This is a genomic window from Nocardia sp. CC201C (genome assembly GCF_030010695.1).
Taxonomy (GTDB): Bacteria; Actinomycetota; Actinomycetes; order Mycobacteriales; family Mycobacteriaceae; genus Nocardia; species Nocardia otitidiscaviarum.
Window position 1 is genome coordinate 1 of the sequence record NZ_JASCXP010000057.1, and the last position, 25,167, is coordinate 25,167.

At 69.7% G+C, this 25,167-nt stretch carries 22 protein-coding genes, 1 tRNA gene and 1 pseudogene; 15 read left to right on the forward strand and 9 right to left on the reverse strand.

What is annotated here, in order from left to right; genetic code table 11:
- The 3 genes and pseudogenes from QK444_RS09020 to QK444_RS09030 all read right to left on the reverse strand — a co-directional run.
- A pseudogene (locus tag QK444_RS09020) lies at positions 1–259 on the reverse strand (hypothetical protein); the annotation flags it as partial.
- Positions 256–1,179: a ferritin-like domain-containing protein gene (locus QK444_RS09025; protein WP_282778889.1), complete on the reverse strand. Its 924-nt coding sequence runs from the start codon at positions 1,177–1,179 to the stop codon at positions 256–258. The gene QK444_RS09025 and the pseudogene QK444_RS09020, both read right to left, overlap by 4 nt.
- A gap of 12 nt (positions 1,180–1,191) precedes the next feature.
- Positions 1,192–2,031: an SDR family NAD(P)-dependent oxidoreductase gene (locus QK444_RS09030; RefSeq protein ID WP_282778891.1), complete on the reverse strand. Its 840-nt coding sequence runs from the start codon at positions 2,029–2,031 to the stop codon at positions 1,192–1,194.
- 104 nt (positions 2,032–2,135) lie between these two features.
- Here QK444_RS09030 and QK444_RS09035 point away from each other — a divergent pair, with 104 nt between their 5' ends.
- Positions 2,136–2,789: a TetR/AcrR family transcriptional regulator gene (locus QK444_RS09035; RefSeq protein ID WP_282778893.1), complete on the forward strand. Its 654-nt coding sequence runs from the start codon at positions 2,136–2,138 to the stop codon at positions 2,787–2,789.
- 44 nt (positions 2,790–2,833) lie between these two features.
- A complete protein-coding gene (locus QK444_RS09040) occupies positions 2,834–3,787 on the forward strand; it encodes a DUF2157 domain-containing protein (protein ID WP_282778894.1) in 954 nt (317 codons plus the stop codon).
- 3 nt (positions 3,788–3,790) lie between these two features.
- On the opposite strand, the gene QK444_RS09045 is transcribed toward QK444_RS09040, so the two are convergent.
- Together QK444_RS09045 and icmF are read right to left on the reverse strand one after the other, a co-directional pair.
- Positions 3,791–4,852, reverse strand: a complete 1,062-nt coding sequence (locus tag QK444_RS09045; RefSeq protein WP_282778895.1) for an amidohydrolase family protein — start codon at positions 4,850–4,852, stop codon at positions 3,791–3,793.
- Between the two features lie 82 nt (positions 4,853–4,934).
- The gene (icmF, locus tag QK444_RS09050) at positions 4,935–8,177 is read right to left on the reverse strand and encodes a fused isobutyryl-CoA mutase/GTPase IcmF (RefSeq protein ID WP_282778897.1); all 3,243 of its coding nucleotides are present in this window, start codon (positions 8,175–8,177) and stop codon (positions 4,935–4,937) included.
- 184 nt (positions 8,178–8,361) lie between these two features.
- Between icmF and QK444_RS09055 the strand changes: the two genes are divergently transcribed.
- From QK444_RS09055 to QK444_RS09075, 5 genes are read left to right on the forward strand one after another with little or no spacing between them, the layout of a single operon-like run.
- The gene (locus QK444_RS09055) at positions 8,362–9,894 is read left to right on the forward strand and encodes a CoA-acylating methylmalonate-semialdehyde dehydrogenase (RefSeq protein ID WP_282778899.1); all 1,533 of its coding nucleotides are present in this window, start codon (positions 8,362–8,364) and stop codon (positions 9,892–9,894) included.
- Positions 9,895–9,897: 3 nt separating this feature from the next.
- Positions 9,898–11,037 (forward strand): acyl-CoA dehydrogenase family protein, encoded by a 1,140-nt coding sequence (locus QK444_RS09060; protein WP_282778902.1) that lies wholly within the window; start codon positions 9,898–9,900, stop codon positions 11,035–11,037.
- A gap of 11 nt (positions 11,038–11,048) precedes the next feature.
- Complete coding sequence (locus QK444_RS09065) at positions 11,049–12,143, forward strand: enoyl-CoA hydratase/isomerase family protein (RefSeq protein ID WP_282778903.1); 1,095 nt, start codon at positions 11,049–11,051, stop codon at positions 12,141–12,143.
- Positions 12,140–13,042 carry a 3-hydroxyisobutyrate dehydrogenase gene (gene mmsB / locus QK444_RS09070; RefSeq protein ID WP_282778905.1) on the forward strand — a complete coding sequence of 301 codons (903 nt, stop codon included), beginning with the start codon at positions 12,140–12,142 and terminating at the stop codon, positions 13,040–13,042. The genes QK444_RS09065 and mmsB overlap by 4 nt, the downstream gene beginning before the upstream one ends.
- Entirely contained in the window at positions 13,035–13,811 is a 777-nt protein-coding gene (locus tag QK444_RS09075; protein WP_039810630.1) for an enoyl-CoA hydratase, read from the forward strand. The genes mmsB and QK444_RS09075 overlap by 8 nt, the downstream gene beginning before the upstream one ends.
- A gap of 161 nt (positions 13,812–13,972) precedes the next feature.
- On the opposite strand, the gene QK444_RS09080 is transcribed toward QK444_RS09075, so the two are convergent.
- Both QK444_RS09080 and QK444_RS09085 read right to left on the reverse strand, forming a co-directional pair.
- Positions 13,973–15,022, reverse strand: coding sequence for a hypothetical protein (locus tag QK444_RS09080; protein ID WP_282778908.1), 1,050 nt, complete (start codon positions 15,020–15,022; stop codon positions 13,973–13,975).
- Between the two features lie 75 nt (positions 15,023–15,097).
- Complete coding sequence (locus tag QK444_RS09085) at positions 15,098–15,640, reverse strand: MarR family transcriptional regulator (protein WP_029925780.1); 543 nt, start codon at positions 15,638–15,640, stop codon at positions 15,098–15,100.
- A gap of 139 nt (positions 15,641–15,779) precedes the next feature.
- On the opposite strand from QK444_RS09085, the gene QK444_RS09090 reads away from it, so the two are divergent.
- The 5 genes from QK444_RS09090 (at position 15,780) to QK444_RS09110 (ending at position 20,125) form a co-directional block, all read left to right on the forward strand.
- Positions 15,780–15,850: transfer RNA gene (locus tag QK444_RS09090), tRNA-Cys, on the forward strand.
- A 143-nt stretch (positions 15,851–15,993) separates the two neighbouring features.
- A complete protein-coding gene (locus QK444_RS09095; protein ID WP_282778910.1) occupies positions 15,994–17,013 on the forward strand; it encodes an iron ABC transporter substrate-binding protein in 1,020 nt (339 codons plus the stop codon).
- A 2-nt stretch (positions 17,014–17,015) separates the two neighbouring features.
- The gene (locus QK444_RS09100; RefSeq protein WP_282778912.1) at positions 17,016–18,575 is read left to right on the forward strand and encodes an iron ABC transporter permease; all 1,560 of its coding nucleotides are present in this window, start codon (positions 17,016–17,018) and stop codon (positions 18,573–18,575) included.
- Positions 18,572–19,663 carry an ABC transporter ATP-binding protein gene (locus QK444_RS09105; RefSeq protein ID WP_282778914.1) on the forward strand — a complete coding sequence of 364 codons (1,092 nt, stop codon included), beginning with the start codon at positions 18,572–18,574 and terminating at the stop codon, positions 19,661–19,663. Before QK444_RS09100 ends, QK444_RS09105 begins: the two co-directional genes overlap by 4 nt.
- Before the next feature lie 108 nt (positions 19,664–19,771).
- Positions 19,772–20,125: a prealbumin-like fold domain-containing protein gene (locus QK444_RS09110; protein WP_195119748.1), complete on the forward strand. Its 354-nt coding sequence runs from the start codon at positions 19,772–19,774 to the stop codon at positions 20,123–20,125.
- A 167-nt stretch (positions 20,126–20,292) separates the two neighbouring features.
- On the opposite strand, the gene QK444_RS09115 is transcribed toward QK444_RS09110, so the two are convergent.
- On the reverse strand, positions 20,293–20,454 hold the full coding sequence (locus QK444_RS09115; RefSeq protein ID WP_282778918.1) for a hypothetical protein: 162 nt from the start codon (positions 20,452–20,454) through the stop codon (positions 20,293–20,295).
- A gap of 244 nt (positions 20,455–20,698) precedes the next feature.
- Here QK444_RS09115 and QK444_RS09120 point away from each other — a divergent pair, with 244 nt between their 5' ends.
- Positions 20,699–22,021: a hypothetical protein gene (locus tag QK444_RS09120; protein WP_282778920.1), complete on the forward strand. Its 1,323-nt coding sequence runs from the start codon at positions 20,699–20,701 to the stop codon at positions 22,019–22,021.
- Positions 22,022–22,206: 185 nt separating this feature from the next.
- Here the strand turns inward: QK444_RS09120 and QK444_RS09125 are convergent, their stop codons facing one another.
- Positions 22,207–23,460 (reverse strand): lipase family protein, encoded by a 1,254-nt coding sequence (locus QK444_RS09125; RefSeq protein WP_282778922.1) that lies wholly within the window; start codon positions 23,458–23,460, stop codon positions 22,207–22,209.
- 232 nt (positions 23,461–23,692) lie between these two features.
- On the opposite strand from QK444_RS09125, the gene QK444_RS09130 reads away from it, so the two are divergent.
- Positions 23,693–24,571: an alpha/beta hydrolase gene (locus tag QK444_RS09130; protein WP_282778923.1), complete on the forward strand. Its 879-nt coding sequence runs from the start codon at positions 23,693–23,695 to the stop codon at positions 24,569–24,571.
- Positions 24,572–24,940: 369 nt separating this feature from the next.
- On the forward strand, positions 24,941–25,167 hold a 227-nt coding region (locus QK444_RS09135; protein WP_282778925.1), incomplete at its 3' end, for a hypothetical protein.

Sequence of the window (25,167 nt, forward strand, 5' to 3'; positions counted from 1 at the left end):
GCGGCAGCACCCACACCGGATCATGTTGGAAGACGGTGACCTTCCGCGCGCGCTCCGCCACCCGGGGCAGCACCCGCGCGATCGCCGCCGCGCTGCCGATCACCGCGACCCGCTGCCCGGCCAGCGGCAGCTGGTCCGTCCAGCGGTCGCAGTGCAGCTGCGGTCCGGTGAAGGAGTCCGCGCCGCGCGGCGGGCGCACCCCGTCGCCCCGCGCGCCCCAGTCGGAGAACGCGTCCACCCGTGCGGCCGCCGCGTTCATTCCGTCACCGGCTCGTAGGTCAGCTCCTTGGACCAGGACGGCTCCCGGCCCAGCACCCGCACCGGGAATCGGTCGATGACCCGGCCGAGCCCGTCGTTCACCGCCTGTAGCGGTTGCAGCCGGTTGATGGTGGCGCGCCCGTGCAGCCGCACCACGTGATAGAGCGGCACCCGTTTGATGCTCGGGCTGCGTTCCCCGGCTTTCTCGTAGCGCCGTACGGCATTCCAGAGTTTCTCCTCGTCGAGCCCCATGGCCATGATGTTGGCCGACATGCGCGACAGCAGCGGGGTGTACACCAGCGCGCCGAGCAGCAGGGTGGGGCGCAGCGTGTATCCGGCCGTCTCGATGGCGATACGGCGCAGCGGGCCCGCGCCGAGCTGTTCCAGGACCTGGAATCCGACGGCGAGGTGCCGCGACTCGTCGCTGTTGATGTGCCGGAACACGGTGTGGCACAGCGGGTCCCGGACCTCGTCGAGCAGGAACTTGACCAGCGCACCGTCCAGTGCGCATTCCAGCGAGGGGATGACGGTGGCGAGCACCGGCAGGGACAGGTCGTCGGAGTAGCGGTCCACCCATTCGATGACGAGTCGGATGTTCTTGTTGGGCACCGGCATGGCGTCCGCGTCGAGCATCCCCCAGCGCCGCATGAGCGCGAGTTCCGCATTGGCGTGCTTCTGCTCCTCGGCGTGGAAGTAGCGGTAGATCTCGCGCAGCGGCCCGGGCGGCGCCTTACGCGTGAGGGCCGCGAAACCGCGCGCGCCCACGTGTTCGATCCACACCAGGTCGGCCATGAACGCGGCCAGCGTCGGTCGCTGTTCGGCGGTGACGAGGTCGGCTCCCGGTGCGTCCCAGTCGATATCGGCCAGGGCCCATTGGCGGTCTCGAATGGTTTCCAGCATGTCCGGATAGGCGAACGCCATTGTTCGGCTCCCTTATCGGCGCGCCAGCCTTTCGATGAGTCCGGCGGCGCGGGTGTACGGAACGGGCAGCAGCCGCTTGGACTGCCAGATGAGCTTGGCTTCGACCTGCGGCACCACGTACAGCTGGCCGCGGTCGACGGCGTCGAGGGTTTCGCGGGCGATGTTCGCGGGCGGTCGTCCGGTCCAGCGCAGCAGCAGATCGCCGAGTCGCGCGGTGGACGGGTCGTCGATGGCGGCATTGTCGAGGATGTGGGTGCGAACCGCCGTGGGGCACAGTGCCGTGACGGTCACCCCGGTGCCGACCAGTTCCGCGGCGAGGGTTTCGGAGAGCGCCAGCACGCCCGCCTTGCTCACGTTGTAGGCGGCCATGCGCGGCGCGGAGCCGAAGGCGGCCGCGGAGGCGGTGTTCAGAATCGCCCCGTGGCCGGCCGCGCGCATGCGGGGCGCGAAGACGTGACAGCCGTGGATGACGCCCCACAGGTTCACGTCGAGCACCCGGTGCCATTCGGAGAGCGGGGCCTCGCCGACCGGTGTGCCACCCGCGCCGATTCCGGCGTTGTTGCAGACCAGATCGGTGGGATTGCCGAACCACTGTTCGGCGGTGTCGGCGAGGGCGGCCACCTGGTCGGCGCTGCCCACATCGCAGTACACCTCGAAGCCCTTGCCGCCGGCCTCGTGTACGAGTTCGACGGTGTCGCGGGCGGTGTCGGTGTCGATATCGGCGCAGACCACGCGTCCGCCGCGGCGGCCCAGCTCGACGGCCAGCGCGCGGCCGATGCCGCTGCCCGCGCCGGTGACCACCGCGTCCGCGTACCTGGTGCGGCGGGATCCGCCGAAGGGGTTGAGTCGCATGGGAACTCCCGAAGCCGTGCGACGCGACCACCCAACTGGTGTCGCCTGCCACCATTGGCCGCGCCTGCCACCAATTAGGCGCTCGATGGGGTAATTTGTCAATGATGAACGTGCGCGCACCGGCCCGAACCTGGGGTGGCCGAACCCCGGAGGAACGCCGCGCGCAGCGCCGCCGCAAGCTCATCGAGGCCGGATTGGCGATCTGGCTCGAGCACGGTTGGGCCGCGGTCACCATGCGCGGCGTGTGCACCCGCGCCGCCCTCAACGACCGCTACTTCTACGAGCATTTCGCCGACCGCGACGAACTGCTGGGCGCGGTGTGGGACGAGGTGTGCTTCGAGGTCTTCGGCGAACTGTCCGCGGTCGTGGCCGAACACCTGGACCGGACGCCGCTGGAGATCCTGCGCCTGGCCGTCACCCGCGCCGTCGATCTGCAAACCCACGGGCATGCCCGCATCCTCTTCGACAACCACGCGGGCAGCCGGGTCCTCGAGGAGCGCCGCTGGGCCACGCTCAGCGATTCCACCGATCTGCTCATCGCCACCGCCCGCCCGTATCTGCGGACCGGTGTGGACGAATCCGATTTCCGCATGAGCGTTCTCATGGGCATCGGCGGTTTCAACGAACTGCTCTCCGCCTGGCGCACCGGGGCCGTCGAGGCGGATGCGGAGCGGGTCATCGACCATGCCAGCCGGGTCGCCACCCTGCTCGGAACGCAGTACCTCGATCCCGCGGCCATCGACGCCGATCGGGAGTAGGCGAATTCCCGGGCAATACCGCTCGGTACGCCCATACTGGGCGCATGACGCGACGATGGGTGGGGACCGCGCTGGACCGGCTGGTCGACGACGGCGTGCTGACCGCCGAGCAGCGGACGGCGGTGGCGACCGCGCTCGCCGAGGAGCGCGCCGCCCCGGTGCCGTGGCCGCGCCTCGTCGCCGAGATCGCGGCCTACGTGGGCGCGGGCCTGCTGCTCGGCGGCATCCTGCTGCTGCTGGACTCCTCCTGGGACGATCTGAACCGGCTCGGCCAGCTGCTCGTGCTGGCGGTGGTGTCGATCGGACTGGCGGTGGGCGGCGTGCTGCTGGCCGGTGGCCCGGCGGCGCTGTTCGTCCGCGACGACGGTGACCGCACGGTCGCGGCGCGTCTGGCGGCCGTGCTGTTCGTACTGACCGCGCTGTGCGTGGCCGCGCTGGTCGGCCTCGCCCTCGACGACGGCGGTGACGACACCACCTGGGTGTGGGCGATGCTCGCCGCACTGACCGTCGGACTGGCGGGTTACGCCGCGCTGCCGTCGGTGGTGGGGCTGCTCGCCTGCGGGGTGTTCGCGGCGTCGGCGGTCGCCGGGGTGTGCGGCGAGTTCGTCGGCACCGACAGCGTGGGGACGGGGGTGGCGCTGGTGGCCCTGGGCGGAATCTGGTTCGCGGCCGGTCGATTCGGCGTCGCGGCCCCGAACTGGGTGGCCTATGTGATCGCCATCGCCACCGCGCTCATCGGCGCGCAGGTGGCGGGATTCGTCCACGAACGCTGGTCGTACCCGCTCGCTCTGTTGGTGGCCGTCGTCTGCTTCGGCGTCTACGCGACCGAGCGCACGCCGGTGCTGGTGATCGGCGGCGTTCTCGCGGTCGCCGTCGGAACGACTCAGGCCGTATGGGATTGGACCGGGCAGGCGGCGGCGACCGCGGTCACCGTGCTGGTGCTCGGCGCACTGCTGCTCGGTGCGGGTGCGATGGCGTTGACGCGCAAGCGCTCCTGAGCTTCAGAGCACGTCGATGCGGTAGACGCGCTGGGCATTGGTGCGGAAGATCATGTCGAGTGCGGCGGCATCGGCCCCGTGCTCGGTGAGTGCGGTGGCGATGGCCTCGGCGGCAGTGCCGATCGAGGTGATCGGTCTGTCCACGGGGAAGTTGGAGCCCCACAGCAGCCGGTCCGCCCCGAAGACGTCCAGCGCGTGGTGCAGCATGGGGGACAGGCGCTCCTGGAGGACGGCCACCGGCGTCGACTCGCCCCGGGCGGGTACCGGATGCCCGAGGATGGGCATGCCCAGACCGCTGATCTTGGCCACCACATTCGGATGGGTGGCCAGCGCCGCGAGATCGTCGCGCCAGCGCAGGAACAGCTCGCGACGGCGCCCGGGGTCCTTCCCGGTGTCGCGGCCCACCGGCCCGAAAACGCCCGCGGGCGTGCCCAGGTGATTGAGCACGATGGTGGCGTCGGGATAGCGCCGGGCCAGCGCGGTGACCTCCGGCAGCTGCTGGGAGTAGACCCACGCCTCGAAGGAGAGCTTGCGCTCGGCCAGCACCGCGAACCCGTCGAGGAAGGCGGCGCTGGTGAGCACGCCCGGCGGTTTGCGGTGCCCGCGGATACCGCGGTCGGGATGGTGTTCGACGCGGGTGCGAATGCCCCGGAACAGCGGCGAGGCCGACTGGTGGGCATCGAGCAGCTCGGCGAAGGTGGCCGCGGTGGGGTCGCCCCCGCCGACGATCGCGCCGAGCGCGGGGGTGTCGACGCCGAAGGGCAGGCTGGCCACCCAGCGGGTCTCGTCGGCCTGGGCCAGCCCGCCCCTGCCCGACCATTCGGCCTCGACGTGGACGATCGCCTCGACGGGGACGTCCCCGGCGTCGTCGCGATAGTCGGCGGGAAGGTACGGGTGGACGAACGGTTCGGGGTCGGCGACGAATTCCCGGTCGCGTCTGGGGGCCAGTCTGGCGGCTACGTCGATGGGAATCGGCAGGTAGCGAAAGAGTTTCGCCAATCCGCTGAACTCGCGCGGTGTGGTCAGCGGATCCCACTGGTGGATGTGCGCATCGACGACAGTCATTCCAGTCAGGTCCATGGTGTCCCTTCCGTACTGGTCGCTTCGATGCGGATTGTCCCATTTCCCAGACGGTCGGGCAGGCGAATCAGACGTTGCGGCGGTACTGGCCCCCCACGGTGAAGAAGGTGTCGGTGATCTGTTGCAGCGTGCACACCCGCGCGGCGTCCATCAATACCTCGAAGACATTGTCGTCACCGCGCGCCGCCGCTTCCAGTCGTGCCAGCGCGGCATGCGCCTCGTCGCGGTGGAGCCGGGTGAATTCGCCGACCCGCCGCAGCTGCGATTGCTTCTCCTCCTCGGTGCCGCGCGCCAGTTCGAGCACCCGGTGCTCGTCCGGCCGCGGATTGCGGAAGGTGTTGACGCCGATGATGGGCAGGCTGCCGTCGTGTTTGCGCCGCTCGTAGAGCATGGATTCGTCCTGGATGCGGCCGCGTTGGTAGCCGGTCTCCATCGCGCCCAGCACGCCGCCGCGTTCGCTGATCCGCTCGAACTCCAGCAGCACCGCCTCCTCCACGAGGTCGGTGAGCTCGTCGATGATGAAGCTGCCCTGGAGCGGGTTCTCGTTCATGGCGAGTCCCCATTCCCGGTTGATGATCAGCTGGATCGCCAGGGCGCGCCGCACCGACTCCTCGGTGGGGGTGGTGACGGCCTCGTCGTAGGCATTGGTGTGCAGGCTGTTGCAGTTGTCGTAGACGGCGATGAGCGCCTGCAGGGTGGTGCGAATATCGTTGAAGCTCATCTCCTGGGCGTGCAGCGACCGCCCGGAGGTCTGGACGTGGTACTTGAGCTTCTGTGAGCGTTCGTTGGCCCCGTACCGGTCTCGCATGGCGATCGCCCAGATGCGCCGCGCCACTCGGCCGATCACCGAATACTCGGCGTCCATGCCATTGGAGAAGAAGAACGACAGATTCGGCGCGAAGTCGTCGATGTGCATACCGCGCGCCAAATACGCTTCCACGTAGGTGAATCCATTGGCGAGGGTGAAAGCGAGCTGGCTGATGGGGTTCGCGCCCGCCTCGGCGATGTGATAGCCGGAGATGGAGACGGAGTAGAAGTTGCGAACCCCGTTGCGCACGAACCATTCCTGGATGTCCGCCATCATGCGCAGGCTGAATTCGGTGGAGAATATGCAGGTGTTCTGGCCCTGATCCTCCTTGAGGATGTCGGCCTGCACGGTGCCGCGCACGGTGGCCAGTGTCTCGGCGCGCAACCGCGTCGCCTCGTCGGCGGTGGGCTCGCGGCCCTCGGCGGCCGAGAACTGTGCCAGCGCCTGGTCGATGGCGGTATTGAGGAAGTAGGCGAGAATGGTCGGCGCGGGACCGTTGATGGTCATGGAGACCGAGGTGGTCGGCGCGTCCAGGTCGAATCCGTCGTAGAGCGCCTTCATATCGTCCAGCGTCGCGATGGAGACGCCCGAGGTGCCGACCTTGCCGTACACGTCGGGCCGCTCGGCCGGATCGTGGCCGTACAGCGTCACCGAGTCGAAGGCCGTCGACAGCCGTTTGGCCTCGGAATGTTCCGAGAGCACCTTGAACCGTCGATTGGTGCGGAAGGCGTCGCCCTCACCGGCGAACATACGCGCCGGATCCTCCCCGTCCCGTTTGAACAGGAAGACGCCCGCGGTGAAGGGGAAGCGCCCCGGCACATGCTCCGAACGCAGGAAACGCAGCAGCTCACCGTGATCGGTGTAGCGGGGCAGCGCCACCCGGGGAACCTTGTTGCCCGACAGCGTCTCCCGGGTGAGCACGGTCCGGATCTCCCGGTCGCGCACCCTGACGACCTGCTCGTCGCCCCGGTACGATTCGGCCACGGTGGGCCATTCGGCCAGCAGCGCGGCATTCTCCGGCGTGAGGGTGGCGCGGGCCCGCTCCAGCAGCGCACCGACCGCCTCGGCCGCCGCGGGTGTCGCGTCGCCCGAACTCCCGGCTTCGGCCAGCTCCCCGAGCACCGATTCGAGCCGCTGCACCCGCCGCGCCGCATCGGCCTGGCGGACCGTCTCGGCGTGGTAGTTCCGGATGCTCTCGGCGATCTCCGCCAGATACCGCACCCGGGCGGGCGGAATGATCTGGGCGAAGCGGGTGGAGGCGCGAATGTCCACGCGGGGTAGCACTCCCGGCTCCAACGGCAGTCCCCGTTCGGTGAGCAGCCCGCTCAGATGCTGATAGAGCGCGGTGACTCCGTCATCGTTGAAAGTGGCCGCGCTGGTGCCGAATACCGGCATGTCCTCCGGTGCGGCATGGAACTCCTCACGATTGCGCAGCAGTTGCCGCGAGACGTCGCGCAGCGCGTCGGCGGCCCCGCGGCGCTCGAACTTGTTGATGGCCACCACATCCGCGAAATCGAGCATGTCGATCTTCTCGAGCTGGGAGGCCGCGCCGAATTCCGGGGTCATCACATACAGCGACACGTCGACGTGCTCGGCGATCTCCGCGTCGCCCTGGCCGATACCCGGCGTCTCCAGCACGACCAGGTCGTAACCCGCTGCCTTGCAGGCGATGAGCATGTCGTCGATATTGGTGGGCAGTTCCCGTTCCCCGCGCGTGGCCAGCGAACGGAAGTAGACGTGGTCGGCGTCGAGCGAGTTCATCCGAATGCGGTCGCCGAGCAGCGCGCCGCCGCCGCGCCGCCGGGTCGGGTCCACCGCCAGCACCGCCACTCGCAGCTTGTCCTGCTGATCGCTGCGCAGGCGGCGGATCAATTCGTCGGTGAGCGAGGACTTTCCGGAGCCGCCGGTGCCGGTGATGCCGAGTACCGGCACCCGCCGATCGGCCGCCGCGGCGCGCAGGGCGGCCCGGTCGGCCTCCGGCAGGGCGTTCTGCTGCAAGCAGGTGAGCGCCCGCGCCAGTGCGGCCCGCTCCCCGGCGAGCACCCGCTCCACCGGCACCGGCGACCGCGCCAGGTCCACATCGCAGGTCTCGATGAGCTTGTTGATCATTCCCGGCAGCCCGAGCCGCTGCCCGTCCTCGGGCGAGAAGATGGTCACCCCGGAGGCCGCCAATCGCGCGATCTCCTCAGGGATGATCACCCCGCCGCCCCCGCCGAAGACGCGCACGTGGTCGGCTCCGGCCTCGGGCAGCGCGGCGGCCAGGTATTCGAAGTACTCGACGTGCCCGCCCTGGTACGAACTGATGGCCACGCCCTGCGCGTCCTCGGTGAGCACCGCGTCCACGACCTCGCTGACGGCGCGGTTGTGTCCGAGGTGAACCACCTCCGCGCCCTGCGATTGCAGGATTCTGCGCATGATGTTGATAGCCGCGTCGTGGCCGTCGAACAGTGCCGCCGCGGTCACGAACCGCACCGGGTGGACCGGGACATGCAGGTCGGCCATCGCATCCTCCGCGGGCAGATTCCATTGGTGTCCAGATAGTAGGACGTCAAATCAACTCTAGAGTGATGCGTCGCACATTGCCAGGGCCGTGCGAATGATCGTGTGATTCATCCCACAGTCAATACTTGGATGTCCAACTATAGGATCGCCACGTACAACTACGGCGACGACGAACAGGACTGGCATGGTTCGCGAACTCACCCACTTCATCGGCGGGCGGCACGTCCCCGGCACCTCCGGCACATTCGGGGACGTGTACGACCCGAGCACCGGTCAAGTGCAGGCCAGGGTGCCCCTCGCCACCACGGCCGAGGTGGAAGCCGTCATCGCGAACGCCGCCGAGGCGCAGCGGGAGTGGGCCGCGTTCAACCCGCAGAAGCGGGCCCGCGTGCTCATGCGGTTCCTGACGCTGGTGCAGGACGAGATGGACTCCCTCGCCGCGCTGCTGTCCTCCGAACACGGCAAGACCATCGCCGACGCCAAGGGCGACATCCAGCGCGGCCTCGAGGTGATCGAATTCGCCACCGGCATCCCGCATCTGCTCAAGGGCGAATACACCGAGAGCGCCGGCACCGGCATCGACGTGTACTCCATGCGCCAGCCGCTCGGCGTGGTCGCGGGCATCACCCCGTTCAACTTCCCGGCCATGATCCCGCTGTGGAAGGCCGGACCGGCGCTGGCGTGCGGCAACGCCTTCGTGCTCAAGCCGTCCGAGCGGGACCCCTCGGTGCCGCTGCGGCTGGCCGAACTCTTCGTCGAGGCCGGGCTCCCGGCCGGGGTGTTCAACGTGGTCAACGGCGACAAGGAGGCGGTGGACGCGCTGCTGCACGACGAGCGGATCTCCGCCGTCGGGTTCGTGGGCTCCACCCCGATCGCGCAGTACATCTACGAGACCGCCACCGCCAACGGCAAGCGCGCCCAGTGCTTCGGCGGGGCCAAGAACCACGCCATCGTCATGCCGGACGCCGACCTCGACGATGTGGCCGATCAGCTCATCGGCGCGGGCTACGGCTCCGCGGGTGAGCGCTGCATGGCCATCTCGGTCGCCGTGCCGGTCGGTGAGGAGACCGCGGATCGCCTGCGCGAGAAGCTGATCGAGCGCGTCAACAAGCTCAATGTGGGCCGCTCCGACGATCCGGGCGCGGACTTCGGCCCGCTGGTCGGCCGCGACGGCGTGGACCGGGTGAACAATTACGTGCAGATCGGCGTGGACGAGGGCGCGGAACTCGTCATCGACGGCCGCGGCCTGGTGGTCGAGGGCGCGGAGGACGGCTTCTTCGCCGGTGCCTCGCTGTTCGACCGGGTCACCCCGGAGATGCGGATCTACCGGGAGGAGATCTTCGGACCCGTGCTCTCGATCGTGCGCGCCAAGGATTACGAAGAGGCGCTGCGCCTGCCCAACGAGCACGAATACGGCAATGGCGTGGCCATCTTCACCCGCGACGGCGATACCGCCCGCGACTTCGCCGCGCGCGTGCAGGTCGGCATGGTCGGCATCAACGTGCCGATCCCGGTGCCGATCGCGTACCACACCTTCGGCGGCTGGAAGCGTTCCGGCTTCGGCGATCTCAACCAGCACGGCCCGGATTCGATCCGCTTCTACACCAAGACCAAGACGGTGACGCAGCGCTGGCCGTCCGGGGAGAAGGAGGCGGCATCCTCCGGCCGCGCCGCGAGCTCCGCGGCCAACGCCTTCGTCATCCCGACCATGGACTGACCCATGTTCCTACTCGACGACGACGAGCAGGCGATCACCGCGACCGCCCGATCCTTTGCCGACGAGCTCCTGGCCCCCAACGCACTGGAATGGGATGAGCGCAAACACTTCCCGGTGGACGTGCTGCGCAAGGCCGGGTCGCTCGGCCTGGGCGGCATCTACGTCCGCGAGGACGTGGGCGGTTCGCAGCTGCGGCGGCTGGACGCCGTGCGCATCTTCGAACAGCTCGCCACCGGCTGCCCGGCCGTGGCCGCCTACATCTCCATCCACAATATGGCGGCCTGGATGATCGACAGCGTCGGCACCGACGCCCAGCGCCACCGCTGGCTGCCGGGGCTGACGTCGATGGACTCGCTGGCCAGCTACGCCCTCACCGAACCCGGCGTCGGCTCCGACGCGGCGGCCCTGAGTACCAAGGCCGTGCGCGACGGCGACGACTATCTGCTCACCGGCGTCAAGCAGTTCATCTCCGGGGCGGGCAGCACCGATGTGTACGTACTCATGGCCCGCACCGGACCCGAAGGGGCACGCGGGATCTCGGCCTTCATCGTGCCCGCCGACACCCCCGGGCTGTCCTTCGGCGCGAACGAGAAGAAGATGGGCTGGAACGCCCAGCCCACCCGGCAGGTCATTCTGGACAATGCCCGGGTGCCCGCCGCGAACCTGCTCGGCGGCGAGGGCAGCGGCTTCCGGATCGCCATGAACGGGCTCAACGGCGGGCGGCTGAACATCGCCGCCTGCTCGCTCGGCGGCGCGCAGGCGGCGATGGACAAGACCGTGGCCTATCTGGCGCAGCGCAAGGCGTTCGGGGCGCGGCTGTTGGACAATGCCGCACTGCAATTCGAACTCGCCGATATGCGGACCGCGCTGGAGGCGTCGCGCACGCTGCTGTGGCGGGCCGCGGCGGCGCTGGACGCCGACGCACCCGACAAGGTGGAACTGTGCGCCATGGCGAAGCGGTTCACCACCGACGCCGGGTTCGAGGTGGCCAACAAGGCGCTGCAATTGCACGGCGGCTACGGCTATCTGGCCGAGTACGGGGTCGAGAAGATCGTCCGCGATCTGCGGGTGCACCAGATTCTCGAAGGTACGAACGAAATCATGCGGGTGGTCGTCGCCCGCTCGGTGGTGGGGGCGGCGTGAAAGGAAACAGCGTGCGAGGAACCAATACGGCCGAACCGGAAGTCCTGATCGAGCGGCGCGACGGGCTCGGCCTGATCACGCTCAACCGGCCCAAGGCCATCAACGCGCTGAATCATCCGATGGCGCTGGCCATTCTGGACGCGCTGCGTGAGTGGGCCGCCGACGACGAGGTGCGCACCGTCGTGCTCACCGGCGCGGGCGAGCGCGGACTGTGCGCGGGCGGCGATATCGTCGCCATCCACACTGACGCCAAGAACGCGGTGGCGCAGGGCGATACGGCCGCCGCCGACTCGCCGAGCGGCCGGTTCTGGCGTGACGAGTACCTGCTCAACGCGCTCATCGGCCGCTACCCGAAGCCGTACGTCGCCGTCATGGACGGCATCGTCATGGGCGGCGGCGTCGGCCTGTCCGGGCACGCCAGCCACCGCATCGTGACCGAACGATCCAAGATCGGCATGCCGGAGACCGGCATCGGCTTCATCCCCGACGTGGGCGGCACCTACCTGCTGTCGCACGCGCCCGGCGAGATCGGCACCCACGTCGCCCTCACCACCGCGCGGATGAGTGCCGGTGATGCCATCGCGGCGGGCTTCGCCGACTACTTCGTGCCCGCCGAGCAGCTTCCGGCACTGCTGGAAGCGCTGCGCGACAACGACGCCGATACCGCCATCGCCAAGTTCGCGCAGGCCGCACCGGAATCCGAACTGATGGCGCAGCGCGACTGGATCGACGCCTGCTACAGCGCCGACTCGGTGGAGGAGATCGTGGCGCGGCTGCGCACCCATGACACCCCCGAGGCCGCCAAGGCCGCCGCGGACGTGCTGACCAAATCGCCGGTGGCGCTGAAGGTCACGCTGCGCTCGCTGCGCAATGCGCGCGCCGCGACGCACCTCGAGGAGGTGCTGAACCAGGAGTACCGGGTGTCGGTGGCCTCGCTGAGCACACACGACCTGGTGGAGGGTATCCGCGCGCAGGTCGTGGACAAGGACCGCAACCCGCGGTGGAACCCGGCCACCCTCGCCGATGTCAGCGCGGCCGAGGTGGACACGTATTTCGCCGAATTGGGCGACAAGGAACTGGGATTGACCGCACCGGAGGGCAAATGAGCACGACCGTCGCATTCCTCGGACTGGGCCACATGGGTGGCCCGATGGCCGCGAATCTGGTGCGGGCCGGATACGAGGTACTGGCCTACGATCCGGTGCCCGCCGCACAGGAGCAGGCGCGCACCGACGGCGCGCGGGTGGTCGACACCGCGAAACAGGCTGCCGCCGAGGCCGATTGCGTCATCACCATGCTGCCCAATGGCCGCGTCGTGCTGGATGTGTACGACGAGGTGCTGTCCGCCGCCAAGCCGGGCACGCTGTTCATCGACTGCTCGACCATCGATGTCGCCGACGCCAAGACCGCCTCGAAGCAGGCCGTGGCGGCGGGGCATCGGGCGCTCGACGCCCCGGTCTCCGGCGGCGTCGCGGGTGCGGCGGCGGGCACGCTCACCTTCATGGTGGGCGGTGAGGCGGCCGATTTCGCCGACGGGCTGCCGCTGCTGGAGGTCATGGGTGGCAAGGTGGTGCACTGCGGCGGGGCGGGCGTCGGCCAGGCGGCCAAGATCTGCAACAACATGCTGCTGGGCATCTCCATGATCGGGCTGTCCGAGGCCATCGTGCTCGGTGAGAAGCTGGGCCTCACGCACGAGAAGTTCTTCGACGTGGTGTCCACGGCGTCGGGACAGTCGTGGGCGCTCACCTCGTACTGTCCGGTGCCCGGCCCGGTGCCGACCAGCCCGGCCAACAACGACTACCGGCCCGGATTCGCCACGGCGCTGATGAACAAGGATCTGGGTCTGGCGGCCAACGCGCTAACGGCCAATGGCGTCGACGGACAGATCGGCCTGCTCGCCGCCGCCATCTACGACCGCTTCAACCAGGACGAAGCGGGCAAGGACTTCTCGGCTATCGTGACCGACATCCGCAAGCGATCCGGAGGAGCTGACACGCGTGCCTGAATTCGAGACCATTCTGCTGGAGCGCAAGGGGCGCGTCGCGCTGATCACGCTCAACCGGCCGAAGGCCCTCAATGCGCTGAATTCGCAGGTCCTCGCCGATATCTCCGCCGCCCTCGACGAGCTCGAGCACGATGACGAGATCGGCGCGGTCGTGCTCACCGGTTCGGAGCGGGCCTTCGCGGCGGGCGCGGACATCAAGGAGATGCAGAGCAAGTCCTATATGGACATGTTCCTCGCCGACCACTTCGCGGGCTGGGATCGGCTCACCGCCTTCCGCAAGCCGATCATCGCGGCGGTCGCGGGTTACGCCCTCGGCGGCGGCTGTGAGCTGGCCATGATGTGCGACCTGCTGATCGCCGCCGACACCGCCAAATTCGGACAGCCGGAGATCAAGCTCGGCGTCATCCCCGGCATGGGCGGCTCGCAGCGCCTCACCCGCGCCGTGGGCAAGGCCAAGGCCATGGACCTCATCCTCACCGGCCGGAACATGGATGCCGAGGAGGCCGAGCGGGCGGGTCTGGTCTCGCGCATCGTCCCCGCCGCCGACCTGGTCTCCACCGCCCTCGAGGTGGCCGCGACCATCGCCTCGATGTCGTTGCCGTCGGTCATGATCGCCAAGGAGGCCGTGGACCGCTCCTTCGAGACCACCCTCGGCGAGGGGCTGCGCTTCGAGCGTCGGGTCTTCCACTCGCTGTTCGCCACCGAGGATCAGAAGGAGGGGATGGCGGCCTTCGTCGAGAAGCGCGCCGCGAACTTCTCGCACAAGTAGCGGAGCGCCCCGGCTCGACTCGACAACCTGTGTCCCGCCGTGAATCACGGCGGGACACAGGCGTATTCGGCGGGCGGAGAACTCACGGCGCGGTCACCGGATCGGATGCGGGGCCGGTCGTCGTATCCGGTGCGGCCTCCGACGGCTCCGGGACGGTGCGCTCAGCCGCCGGGTTTCGGCGGTCCGATCACCTCGACCGGGCTGGCCGGGGTGCCGCCTTCCTGATGGCTGCGATCCATCATGAGCACGCCCGCGATGGTGCCGCCCAGGGTGGCGGTGACCGCGACGGCGGCGAGCAGTTTGCGTCGGGAGACCGGCTCCTCGGTACCGCGCATGGCGGCGGCCATCGGGGCGAACCGGACACTGCGCACCCGGCGGGCGGAGGGGCGTTCGGCGGCGAGCAGGACCGCGCCGCGAGCGGAGACGAACTCCGGCTCCGGGTCGTAGATGAGCGGTATGTCCAGCTGCTGCTGAAGTTCGTCGCGAATGCTCAGCGTCCGGGTACACCCGCCGAGCAGGGCGATGGCGGTGGGGTGCACCCCGGTCTCGGCGATCATCTGCCGGACGAACGACGCCGAATGGTGGATCCCGGCCTCCGCCAGGTCGGCGAAATCACTGCGGGTGATCACCGCCCGATGTCCGGAGATGGGGTCGCACACCGTCACCACCCGCTCGGTGTCCAGTGCCTCCTTGTAGCGGCGGCTGGAGGGCAGATCCACCCCTACCCCGTTGCGGGCCAGCAGCCAGCGCAGCAGCGCGTCGTGCCCGTCACCGCCCAGCACCGTGCTGCGCTTGCTCGCCAGGATGGCATCGGCGCGGCAGTCGATCTGCGTCACCGTCAGCCCGGACGCGCCCAGGTCGTAGAGCAGCACCGAGCCCTCGGCGGGTAGTCGGCCGGTGAACCGCAGATACCGCAGTTGGGCGACCGGTTCGTCGATCACGGTGAGGCGATTGCGCCCGGCCGCGGCGCGCACCGCCTCCGCCGCCGTGGCGCTGCGGCAGGTGGCGGCGATGCCGGTGATGAACTCGTCGCGGCGCGTGGCCGACTGGCGCATCAGGCGGATCGCCTCGAAAACCGCCTCCTCCAGCGCACCGCCCCCCCGGCGCGGCACGTGCACGCGGTCGATCGGGGGCAGATGCGGCTGGTCGGAATGGGTCAGCATCGCCCGCGCGCCCGAAGCGCCCGCCGATACCCCGAGGACCAGCACCATGGCTCAATGGTGAACCTTTTGCGGCCCGATTCCAAGACAATGGCGCAGGAAAGTGGCTATCCGGATGCTGGAGGGTTACCGGCTGGCCCATCGCGTCGGCGTGTCGCCCGCATCGAAGTCTCCGGCGGCGCGTCGGAATTCTGCCAGCAACTCCAGCAGTTGCCGCAAACGTTCCGGTGACAGGCCCGGTCGGGAGAACACCTCCCGGTTCAGCGCGGCAGTCGCCTCGGCCACCAGTTGCCTTCCGGCATCGGTGATCTCGATCAGGGTCGCCCGCCGATCGCTGGGGTGCGGCACCCGTTTCACCAGGTGGGCCGCTTCCAGCCGGTCGACGGTATTGGTCACCGACGTCGGATGCACCTGGAGCCGGGCGCTGGCCACCGCCATGGGCAGCGCACCCGTCTTGCTGAAACTCAGCAGCATGAGCAGTTCGTAGCGGGAGAAGGTCAGCCCCGAGGGTTTCAGCGCCTCGTCCACCCGGGCCATGACGATCTGCTGTGCCCGCACCAGCGACGTCACCGCCGCCATACCGTCCGCGACGTCACCCCATCCGTGCTCGGTCCACTGGCGATGTGCCTCCTCGATGGGATCGAGCGGCAGGGGACGTGGCCGAGACATGCACCGATCATCGCACGAGCGTCCGTTTTCAGTGGACCGGCCGACGGCACCGGGTGTCGGAGGGCGACGGGTCGCATTGCGATCAGCGCGATTCCAACCCTCGCGGAGCTCGGGCCGATGGGGGAGTATCGACGGCGATGCGGGTGTGACCGAGTGGTTAGGTACCGGCCTGCAAAGCCGTTCACGCGGGTTCGAATCCCGCCGCTCGCTCGAATCCGGCCCCCTGCGGTGTACCGCGGGGGGCCGCGACGCTGTCCGGACTCGCCGTTCGGTCGGGGGTGCCGGTTCCCCCGCCCCCGTGAGACGCTAGGTTGGTTAGCCAAACCTCAGGTCAGAGGCGGGAAAGGACAGTCATGACGGCAGGCCGATGGAAACTGCTATCCGGTGCTCTCGCGGCCCTCACGCTGCTCGCGGCCACGGGTTGCTCGAACTCGTCCGAGGACGACAACGAGATTCTGGTCTACAACGCCCAGCACGAATCGCTCACCAAGGAGTGGGCCGAGGCGTTCACCGCGGAGACCGGCATCAAGGTGACCCTGCGCCAGGGCGGTGACACCGACCTGGGCAATCAGCTCGTCGCCGAGGGCGCGGCCTCACCCGCGGATGTCTTCCTCACCGAGAATTCCCCGGCCATGGCCCTGGTCGAGAGCGCCGGGCTGTTCGCCGACCTGGACGCCGAGACCCTCGACGCCGTACCCGCGTCCTACCGGCCCTCCACCGGTACGTGGACCGGTGTCGCCGCCCGCGCCACCGTCTTCGTCTACGACACCGGCAAGTTGGCCGCCGACCAGCTGCCCGCCTCCCTGCTGGACCTCCAGCAGCCGCAGTGGAAGGGCCGCTGGAGCGCGGGCGTATCCGGCGCGGACTTCCAGGCCATCGTGGCCGCCCTGCTGGAGCTGAAGGGTGAGGACGCCACCCGCGCCTGGCTGCGGGGCATGAAGGAGAACGCGATTCCGTCGCAGAACAATGTGGTCACCATGAAGGGCGTCAATGCCGGGCAGTTCGACGGCGGCGTCATCTACCACTACTACTGGTACCGCGACCAGGCCAAGACCAAGGAGAACAGCGGCAATACCGCGCTGCACTACTTCAAGAACCAGGATCCGGGCGCGTTCGTCTCCATTTCCGGGGGTGGCGTGCTGAAGTCGAGCGACAAGCAGGAGCAGGCGCAGCGCTTCATCCGATTCATCGTCTCCCGCGCCGGCCAGGAGGTGCTGCGCGACGGCACCTCCCTGAATTACCCGGTCGCCAGCGATGTGGCCGCCAATCCCGCACTGCCGCCGCTGGATTCGCTCCAGGCCCCGGCGATCGATCCGAGCCGACTGAATGCGAAGAAGGTCACCGAGCTGATGACCGAGGCCGGTCTGCTCTAACCATGACCGTCCGGACCGCTGTAGTCGACCGGCCGGGGCGCGGCTCCCGCCCCGGCCCATTCGTCACGGGCGTCGCGCTGCTGCTGGTGGCGGCGACGTTCGTGCCGCTCGGCTACATCGTCTACACCCTCCTCGAGACCGGACCGCACGAGACGGCCCAGCTCATCTTCCGCGCCCGGGTCGGCGAACTGCTGCGCAACACGGTGAGCCTGGTGGTGCTCACCGTGCCGATCTGCGTGGTGTTGGGCGTCGGCCTGGCCTGGCTCCTGGAGCGCACCGACGTCCCCGGATCCGCTTGGTGGGGGCCGATATTCGCCGCGCCGCTGGCGGTGCCAGCCTTCGTGAACAGCTACGGCTGGGTGAGCGTGTTCCCCGCGCTGCACGGGCTCGGGGCGGGCGTGCTCATCGCCACCCTGTCGTACTTCCCGCTGGTGTACCTCCCGGCCGCCGCCACACTGCGGCGACTCGATCCGGCCGTGGAGGAGTCGGCGCGGGCGCTCGGCTCCGGGCCGGTGGCTGTCTTCGTCCGCATCGTGCTGCCGCAGTTGCGCCTGGCCGTTCTGGGCGGCGGTCTGCTCATCGCCCTGCACCTGCTCGCCGAATACGGCGCGTTCGCCATGGTGCGGTTCGCCACCTTCACCACGGCCATCTTCGAGCAGTACCAGTCCAGTTTCGCCGGGCCCGCGGCGAGCGGCCTGGCCAGCGTGCTGGTGGTGTGCTGCCTGGTGCTGCTGGCGGGTGAGGCGACGGCGCGGGGGCAGGCCCGCTACGCCCGTATCGGCAGCGGCGCACCGCGAGCCGTGCGGCGGGTCCGGTTGGGCGGCACCGCGATTCCGGTGCTCGCGGTGCTGGCCGCGACAGCGGTCGCCGCGCTCGGGGTGCCGCTGTGGACCATACTGCGCTGGCTCGGCAAGGGCGGTGCGGCCGTGTGGGATTGGGCCGATATCGGCGAATCCCTGGGGCAGACGCTCGGTTTGGCGGTCGCCGCCGCCGTGATCACCACGCTGTGCGCCTTCCCGGTGGCCTGGATCGCGGTGCGCTCGGACACCGTGTTCGCGCGGCTGATCGAGGGGGCCAACTACATCACCAGTTCGCTGCCGGGCATCGTCATCGCGCTGGCCATGGTGACCGTGACCATTCGCTGGCTGCCGGGCGTCTACCAGACCACCGCCATGGTGCTGGCCGCCTACACCCTCATGTTCCTGCCGCGCGCCCTGGTGAGCGTGCGCGCTGGACTCGCCCAGGTGCCGGTGGGTCTGGAGGAGGTGTCGCGGGCGCTCGGCAAATCCGCCCCCGCCACCTTCTTCCGCGTCACCCTGCGGCTCACCGCCCCCGCGGCCGCGACCTCGGCGGCGCTGGTGTTCGTGGCCGTCGCCACCGAGCTGACCGCCACCCTGCTGCTGGCCCCCATCGGCACCCGGACACTGGCCATGCGGTTCTGGTCGCTGTCGAGCGAACTCGACTACGCCGCCGCCGCACCCTACGCGCTGATCATGATCCTGGTGTCGGTGCCGGTCACCTATCTGCTGTTCACTCAATCAAGGAAGGCGGCCGGAGTATGAGTCGTCTTGTCGTATCCGGGGTGTCGAAGACCTTCGGCCACACCCCGGTGCTCGACGCCATCACCCTCGACGTCGCGAACGGCAGTGCCACCGCGGTGGTCGGTGCTTCCGGCTGCGGGAAGACGACCCTGCTGCGGGTGATCGCCGGATTCGAGTCGCCCGATGCGGGCAGCGTTTCGGTCGGAGCGGAAACCGTTGTGCGCGAAGGTTTCTCGATTCCGCCCAATCGTCGTAATATCGGCTATGTGGCCCAGGACGGTGCGCTGTTCCCGCATCTGACGGTCGGCCAGAACATTGCCTACGGTCTCAACGGCGGGCTGTCGGGTCGCCGTCGCCGCCATCGCGACCGGGTGGTCGAACTCCTCGACATGGTGTCACTGGGCTCCGCCTACGCCGACCGCCGTCCACACGAGCTCTCCGGCGGTCAGCAACAGCGGGTGGCGCTGGCCCGGGCGCTGGCCCGCAAACCCGATGTCATGCTGCTCGACGAGCCGTTCAGTGCCCTTGACACCGGACTGCGCGCCACCACCCGGCAGGCGGTCGCCGACACCCTGCGGGCCGCGGGCATGACCAGCATTCTGGTCACCCACGACCAGGAGGAGGCGCTGTCGTTCGCCGATCAGGTGGCGGTCATGTGTGCCGGGCGGTTCACCCAGGTGGGCTCACCGGAACAGGTGTACGCCGCCCCCGCCGACCTGTTCACAGCCCGCTTCCTCGGCGACTGTGTGCTGCTCGACGGCACCGTCGAAGCAGGTGTCGCCGTGTGCGCGCTCGGCCGCGTGCCCGTGCGATCGGACGTGCCCAGCGGGCCGGTCACCGTGATGACGCGGCCGGAACAACTGGTGGCGCAGGTGGTGTCCGACGACGAACCGGGCACCGGAACGGTGCGCGCGGTGGAATTCCGCGGCGCGGACGTCATGCTCACCATCGCACTGGACGGTGTGGCCGCGCCCATCCAGGTGCGCCGGATCAGCGTCGGCGCTCCGGTGGTGGGGGAGCGGGTGCGGCTCGAAGTGCTCGGCACGGCAGTCGCTTTCGCCGCCGAGTCGGACGCCGCCGTGGCGTCGGCGCCGGCTACCGCCGCGTAATCGCAGTGGCCGCACCGAATTTATGACCGGTGCCGTCACGCCCCCTATATTGACGCGAGAACAGCGGGACCCGCCGATGCGGTCTCGCGCTCGCACGAGGGAGATCCATTGCGCACCACGCTGATCGTCACCGCCGCGGCCGCACTGGCCATGGTTCCGGTATCGGCCGCCGCCGAAGGCCCCGGCGACAACACTCTCCGGGTAAGCGCCGTGCACGCCGCCGATCGGTTCCCCATCGAGGGTGTCACCGCGGACGTGAGCGACTGCCTGGGCGGTCCGGTGCTCGCGACCGTGACCACCGGCGCGAACGGCGCCGGGAGCTTCGGTGTCGCCCCCGGCTGCTACCGGGTGCAGCTCACCTCGACGCCCGCCGGATGCACGCTCGACGGTGAGCCCGCCGTGCAACTCGCCGTGATCCCGGGCATGGTGCAGACCGCGGATTACCGCTTCCGCTGCGCCTGATTCCCCCGAGGGCCTGATCTTACGGCCGTTCGAATTCGGTTGGATGGTTCGGCCGGAATGTTCCGGCCGGATTCGGTCCGAGTGCTCGGCTGTGCCCGTCTGCCCCCGGGCACAATCCGCGCGGGGATTTCTCCCACGTCGCGGCCTCTTCGATCGGACCGGTTGCGCTACTGGATGACCGCGCAGCCGCCGCCGGAGGACAGCGTGCACAGCATGGTCGAGATGGCGCGCAGCAGCGCCTCGAGCGGATTGCTGGGTACGGAAACCGGCGAAACCATCATGGTGTCGGACCTTTCTGTCGTGATGGACAGGTCACGGTTCGTGACCATGGGCTAGACCGCTCGGCGCCACCGTCTTGTTACCAACGTGTGGTCGAGGCGTGCGTGAATCGTGGCTGACCTCACCGGTAAACTCGGCGATGGGCAACATCACGGCAACAGGCCCGGTATTCGGTTCCTGACAGCCCCGGCGACATCCGCTGTCCGTCGCGCGAGAGGCGTTCGCACCACCGATCGGGTAGGTGACGAGATGGGCGTGAAGTTCGTGTTGGCACATCCGGTAGGAGCGGTCCCGATGCCGGACCTGCGCCGGTACGAGTGGACGATCGAGGTGTCGGCCGCCTTCCTCGGCGCGACGGTCGCCGGGCTGCTGCTGATGGCTCCGCTCGATTTCGCCTGGACCAGCTCCGGTCCGTCGCTCCAGGTCGATCTGCTCGTCATGAACGTGCCCCGTGCGGCGGCCGCCGGAGCGGTGCTCGCGGTGGTGGCCGCCGCCCTGGCCGTCTCGCTGGGCGTGCGCGCCGCATGGGTCGCGGCGCTCGGCAGCGCGACGATACTGCTGGTCGACCACCTCCGCGACCCCGCCGCGGCCGCCGCGCTGACCACCGTGAACTATGTCGACTCGCTGTTCGGCGGCATCCTGCTGGGTGCGCTCGCGGTGGCGGCGCTGCGGCGTCCCGCCACCGGGTACGCCTTCCTCACCGGCATCCTGTCGGCGGTCCTCATCGGTGATCTCACCGCGCTGCCCGCCGGTACGGCGTCGTCGCTGGCCGAGTGGGCAGCCACCGATACGCCGCCGGTCTGGCTCATCGCCCTCGCCGTCCTCGCGCTGGCGGCGGGAACGCTGTTGAACCGGCTCGAATCACCATTGGGCAAGCCCGATTACGGTGATCTGCCACTCGGCCCGATCGTCGCGGCGCTGCTGCTCCTCACCTCGCACGTGGTGGCCGCCGAATGGATTGCACGCCAGGCGGATTCGTTCGCCGACAACGTGCTGGCGATCGCTGTCACCATGATCGTCACCGGGGTCGTGGTGCTGCTGCTGCCCGCTCGCGACGGCGTGCTGGTGTTGCTGGCGGTGGCCGCCGCCAATGTCGGGAGCGCGATCACCGCTGTGCCGCGCCCGGATTGGAGTATGCCCATCCCGCTGCTCGGCGTGGCCGCCGGACTGTGGGCGGGTCGCCGCTGGCCGCGGCCGTGGGCCGGACTGCTGGCCGCCGCGGCGCTCGCTGTCTTCGCGGCCCTGACCGCGGGGCGGACCGCCACCCCGGCGGCGGCGATCCCGATCCTCGGCATCACCGCCCTTGCCCTGATCGTCGGCTACTGCTTCGGCGCGGTCACGCCGAGCGCCGCGCCGAGCACGGTGCTGGCGGTGGTCGTGCTGGTGGTGCCGTGCCTGGTACTCGCCCTGCGCGGCAACAGTTTCGGACGGGTGGCGTACTCGCCGCGCTGGTTCCGCGACCCGGCCGATATCGCCGCGCCCGCTGCGGGCTGGACCGCGCTGGCGATAGTCGGCTGCTGCGGCATCGGCATGTCGGCGGTGTACGCGTTGCGGCCCGAGAGTCGGGTGGTGGCGACGGCGGCCCCGAGTCCACTGAGTCAGCGAGATCGACGGTAGCGTAAGGAAGGACGTAGCGAGTGGCGGCAGCCATATCGGGCCGGGCGCACAACCGCGATACGGCTGAGCGCGCTCGGTCGAACATCGTCCTCGTCGTTCCGGCGCGTTTCCGGTCGGAATTCAGGGCACAGGTGCGGATCTCGGTCGAGGCGATGCCGGGATGACGAGAGGAAACGCGCCGCCGCTCAGCGGCCGAAGCGTGCGTCGACCCAAACCAGTGCGGTGGGGTAAGACGCGTCCAGCACCCCGCTATGATCGACGCCCGGGTAGGTGCGGTACTCGACCGGCAGCCCGGTCAGCCGCTGTTGGGCCACCATGGCGTCGGTGGCCAGCGCCGGTACCGTCGTGTCCGCGCGGCCCTGGAGCACCAGCAGCGGCCGGGTGAAAGTCAGTGTGCTGGGGTCGTTCTCGTCGAGTACGCGGGCCAAGGCGGAGACGTCGCCGCCGGGGTCGAACACCGCACCGGCGGGCAGGCCGCCCCACTGATCGGCACCGCGCAACTGCCCGATGCAGCCGGTATCGGCCAGTGGCAGCATGGCGTCCGCGCGCGGGGCGAGGAATCGTGCCGGATCGATCGGTGCCACCGTCTGCGCACCGCGAATCACCAAGGGCAGGAAGGCCGTTGCCCCGGCCGCGACCTGTCCCAGCGCCGCCGCCGCGCCGACCGTGCTGGCCAGTTGCGACGCCTGCACGCCGATGCCCTGATGCGAGGCGGGAGCCAGCGCCACCGCGCCGAGCAGGTCCAGTTCGGGAGCCCAGGCGGCGGCCTGCGCGTTCGCGAACACCGCCGCCTGACCACCCTGCGAATGCCCCACGGCCACCCACCGGGTGCCGATGGCGGGCTCGATCTGCCTGGCGGCCAACGCCATATCGGCGACCGCCCGCTGCTCGGCCGCACCGATCAGATAACCGTGCGGCCCGGGTGTGCCCAGCCCCTGATAGTCGGTCTGCGCCACCGCGTACCCGGCCGCCACCCAGCGCGCCTGCACCTGCCGCACCAGCGAGGTGTAGTCGCGCGCGGGATAGGCGGGCGAGGTGTCGCGCGACGGCGCACAGCCATCGGCCACCCCGGTGGTGCCGTGCGCCCAGGAGATGAGCGGCCAACCACCCGGCGGTGCGTCACCCGGCGGCACGGCGACGGTGCCCGAGACCGCGACCGGATTGCCGCCCATGTCGATCGACCGGTACAGCACCAGATAGTTCCGCGCCCCGGGCACCCCGGGATCGCCGTCGATCGACCGCATCTGAATCACCGACCCGTGCGGCCCTGCCACCCGATCCTCGGCCGGGGTGTAGAACGCGAGCGGATCCGGATTCTCGCCCACCGCATTACCGCCCGCGAGGGGCGCGTGCAGCGCGGACGCCGCCGCGACCGCCGCCACCAACACCGCCAGCCGTCCCCCGCGCGGGGTCGTCGTGGTGGATGCGATAGCGGACATGCCCGCGAACATACCGTCCAGAACGTCCGTTTCCGCGATGACAAGCCGTAACCATCAGCGACCCTGTCGAGTGTTTCCACCCACAGGTACCGCCACACGGCGGAGCCCGCGGCCTCGGCATGACGGGTAGTTTGGCGGTATGCGGTACACCGACTGGGGGCAGCGGGCCGTTCGGTGGTCGGGAATCCGCAGCGAGACAGTCGATCCGGGCGGCCTGTCGGCACACTGTCTCATGACGGAGGCTGAGCGAGCGCCGTCGGACGCACCGGTCCATCTGCTGGTTCCCAACCCGGCGGGCAGCGCGTCGAACCTGATCGACGTGCTACCGGTGCTGCGCGGGCACGGACGCGTGATCGCGGTCGATCTCCCGGGCTCGATGATCGGGCATACGCGGGCTCGGGGTCGGCGTACCAGAGGACTCGAAGCCGACGCGATCTTCCTGCGGGACCTCACCGACGCGCTCGGTCTCGACAGGGTCGTGGTCCACGGCTGGTCGGCGGGCGGGATGATCGCGCTTCTCTTCGCAGACATCGCCCCCGAACGCGTGGCCGGGCTGGTACTGGCGGCACCCGCCCTGCCCCCGCCGCTCAGCGCGAGTGAGAGCCGGTGGTGGCGGACGATAGGCAGGGCCGGATTGGCGGTGGCGCCTCCGCTCGCCCGAGCCACGCTGCGGCTGTTCGGCAAACGCCTCATCGACCGGAAACGCGAGGTCCTGTCCGACCCGACGGCATCGGGATGGGACCTCGCGGGCGGTGACGGTTCGCGGCTGTCCACCGAGTTCCGCGAACTCGCCGCAGCGGAGCTCGCCACGGCCGGCCCGAACCAACTCGGCCGCGGCATCACCGCCTTCGCGTCGATCACGTCGACCATGTTCGTCCGACGTCACCGCGTACAGGACGCCATGCGGCGCACGTCGGCCCCCACCCTCCTGCTGTGGGGCGACGACGACCGCCTGATCGTGCGCGCGTGGATAGACGACTGGACGGCCCGCCGCCCCGACTGGCAACTGGCGGTGCTCGACACCGTCGGCCACGCGCTGCCGATCGAGGTCCCGGACCGCTACGCCGACGCGGTCGGCACGTGGCAGGAGGAGGCGCTCCGAGATCGGTGACAATTCCTGTCAACCAGGCGCGGAGGAGCTGTGCCACAGGAGCACCGGCGAGCGTGGTGCGCCTAGGCCGATTCTCGCCGAGGCGTGGCTGTGTGCGGCGTGCCACTACCCCGGCTCACGGGTTCGGCCGGGGTGGTGGTTGCGAGTGGGTCGTGCCGCGGTGCGGCTTACTGGCGTAGGTGATCGCCTCGCGTTGTTCCCGGTCGTGGGCCGTGGTGGTCGGTGAGCCATTGCCGGGGGTGGTGGTGCAGGTTCACGCGGGGTGCGCGGGCGGGGTGGATGCGGGTCGGGGGTGCCCAGACGACCCGGCCGGGATACCGGCCGCTGCCGATACCGACACTGCGGCCACCGACACCGAACCCGGCACCGATGCCGCCGATACTGCCGAAGCCGCTCCCGCTGCCGCCGCTCCCGCTGCTGCCAGTGCCACCACTGCCGCTGCCGCCACCACTGCCGCTGCCGCCACCACTGCCGCTGCCGCCACCACTGCCGCTACCGCTACCACTGCCGCTACCGCTGCCGCCCCCAGTACCGCTGCCGCCACCGAAACCGCTGCCGCCGCTGCTGGTGCCGGTGTTGGCGAGGCTGGTGCCGCC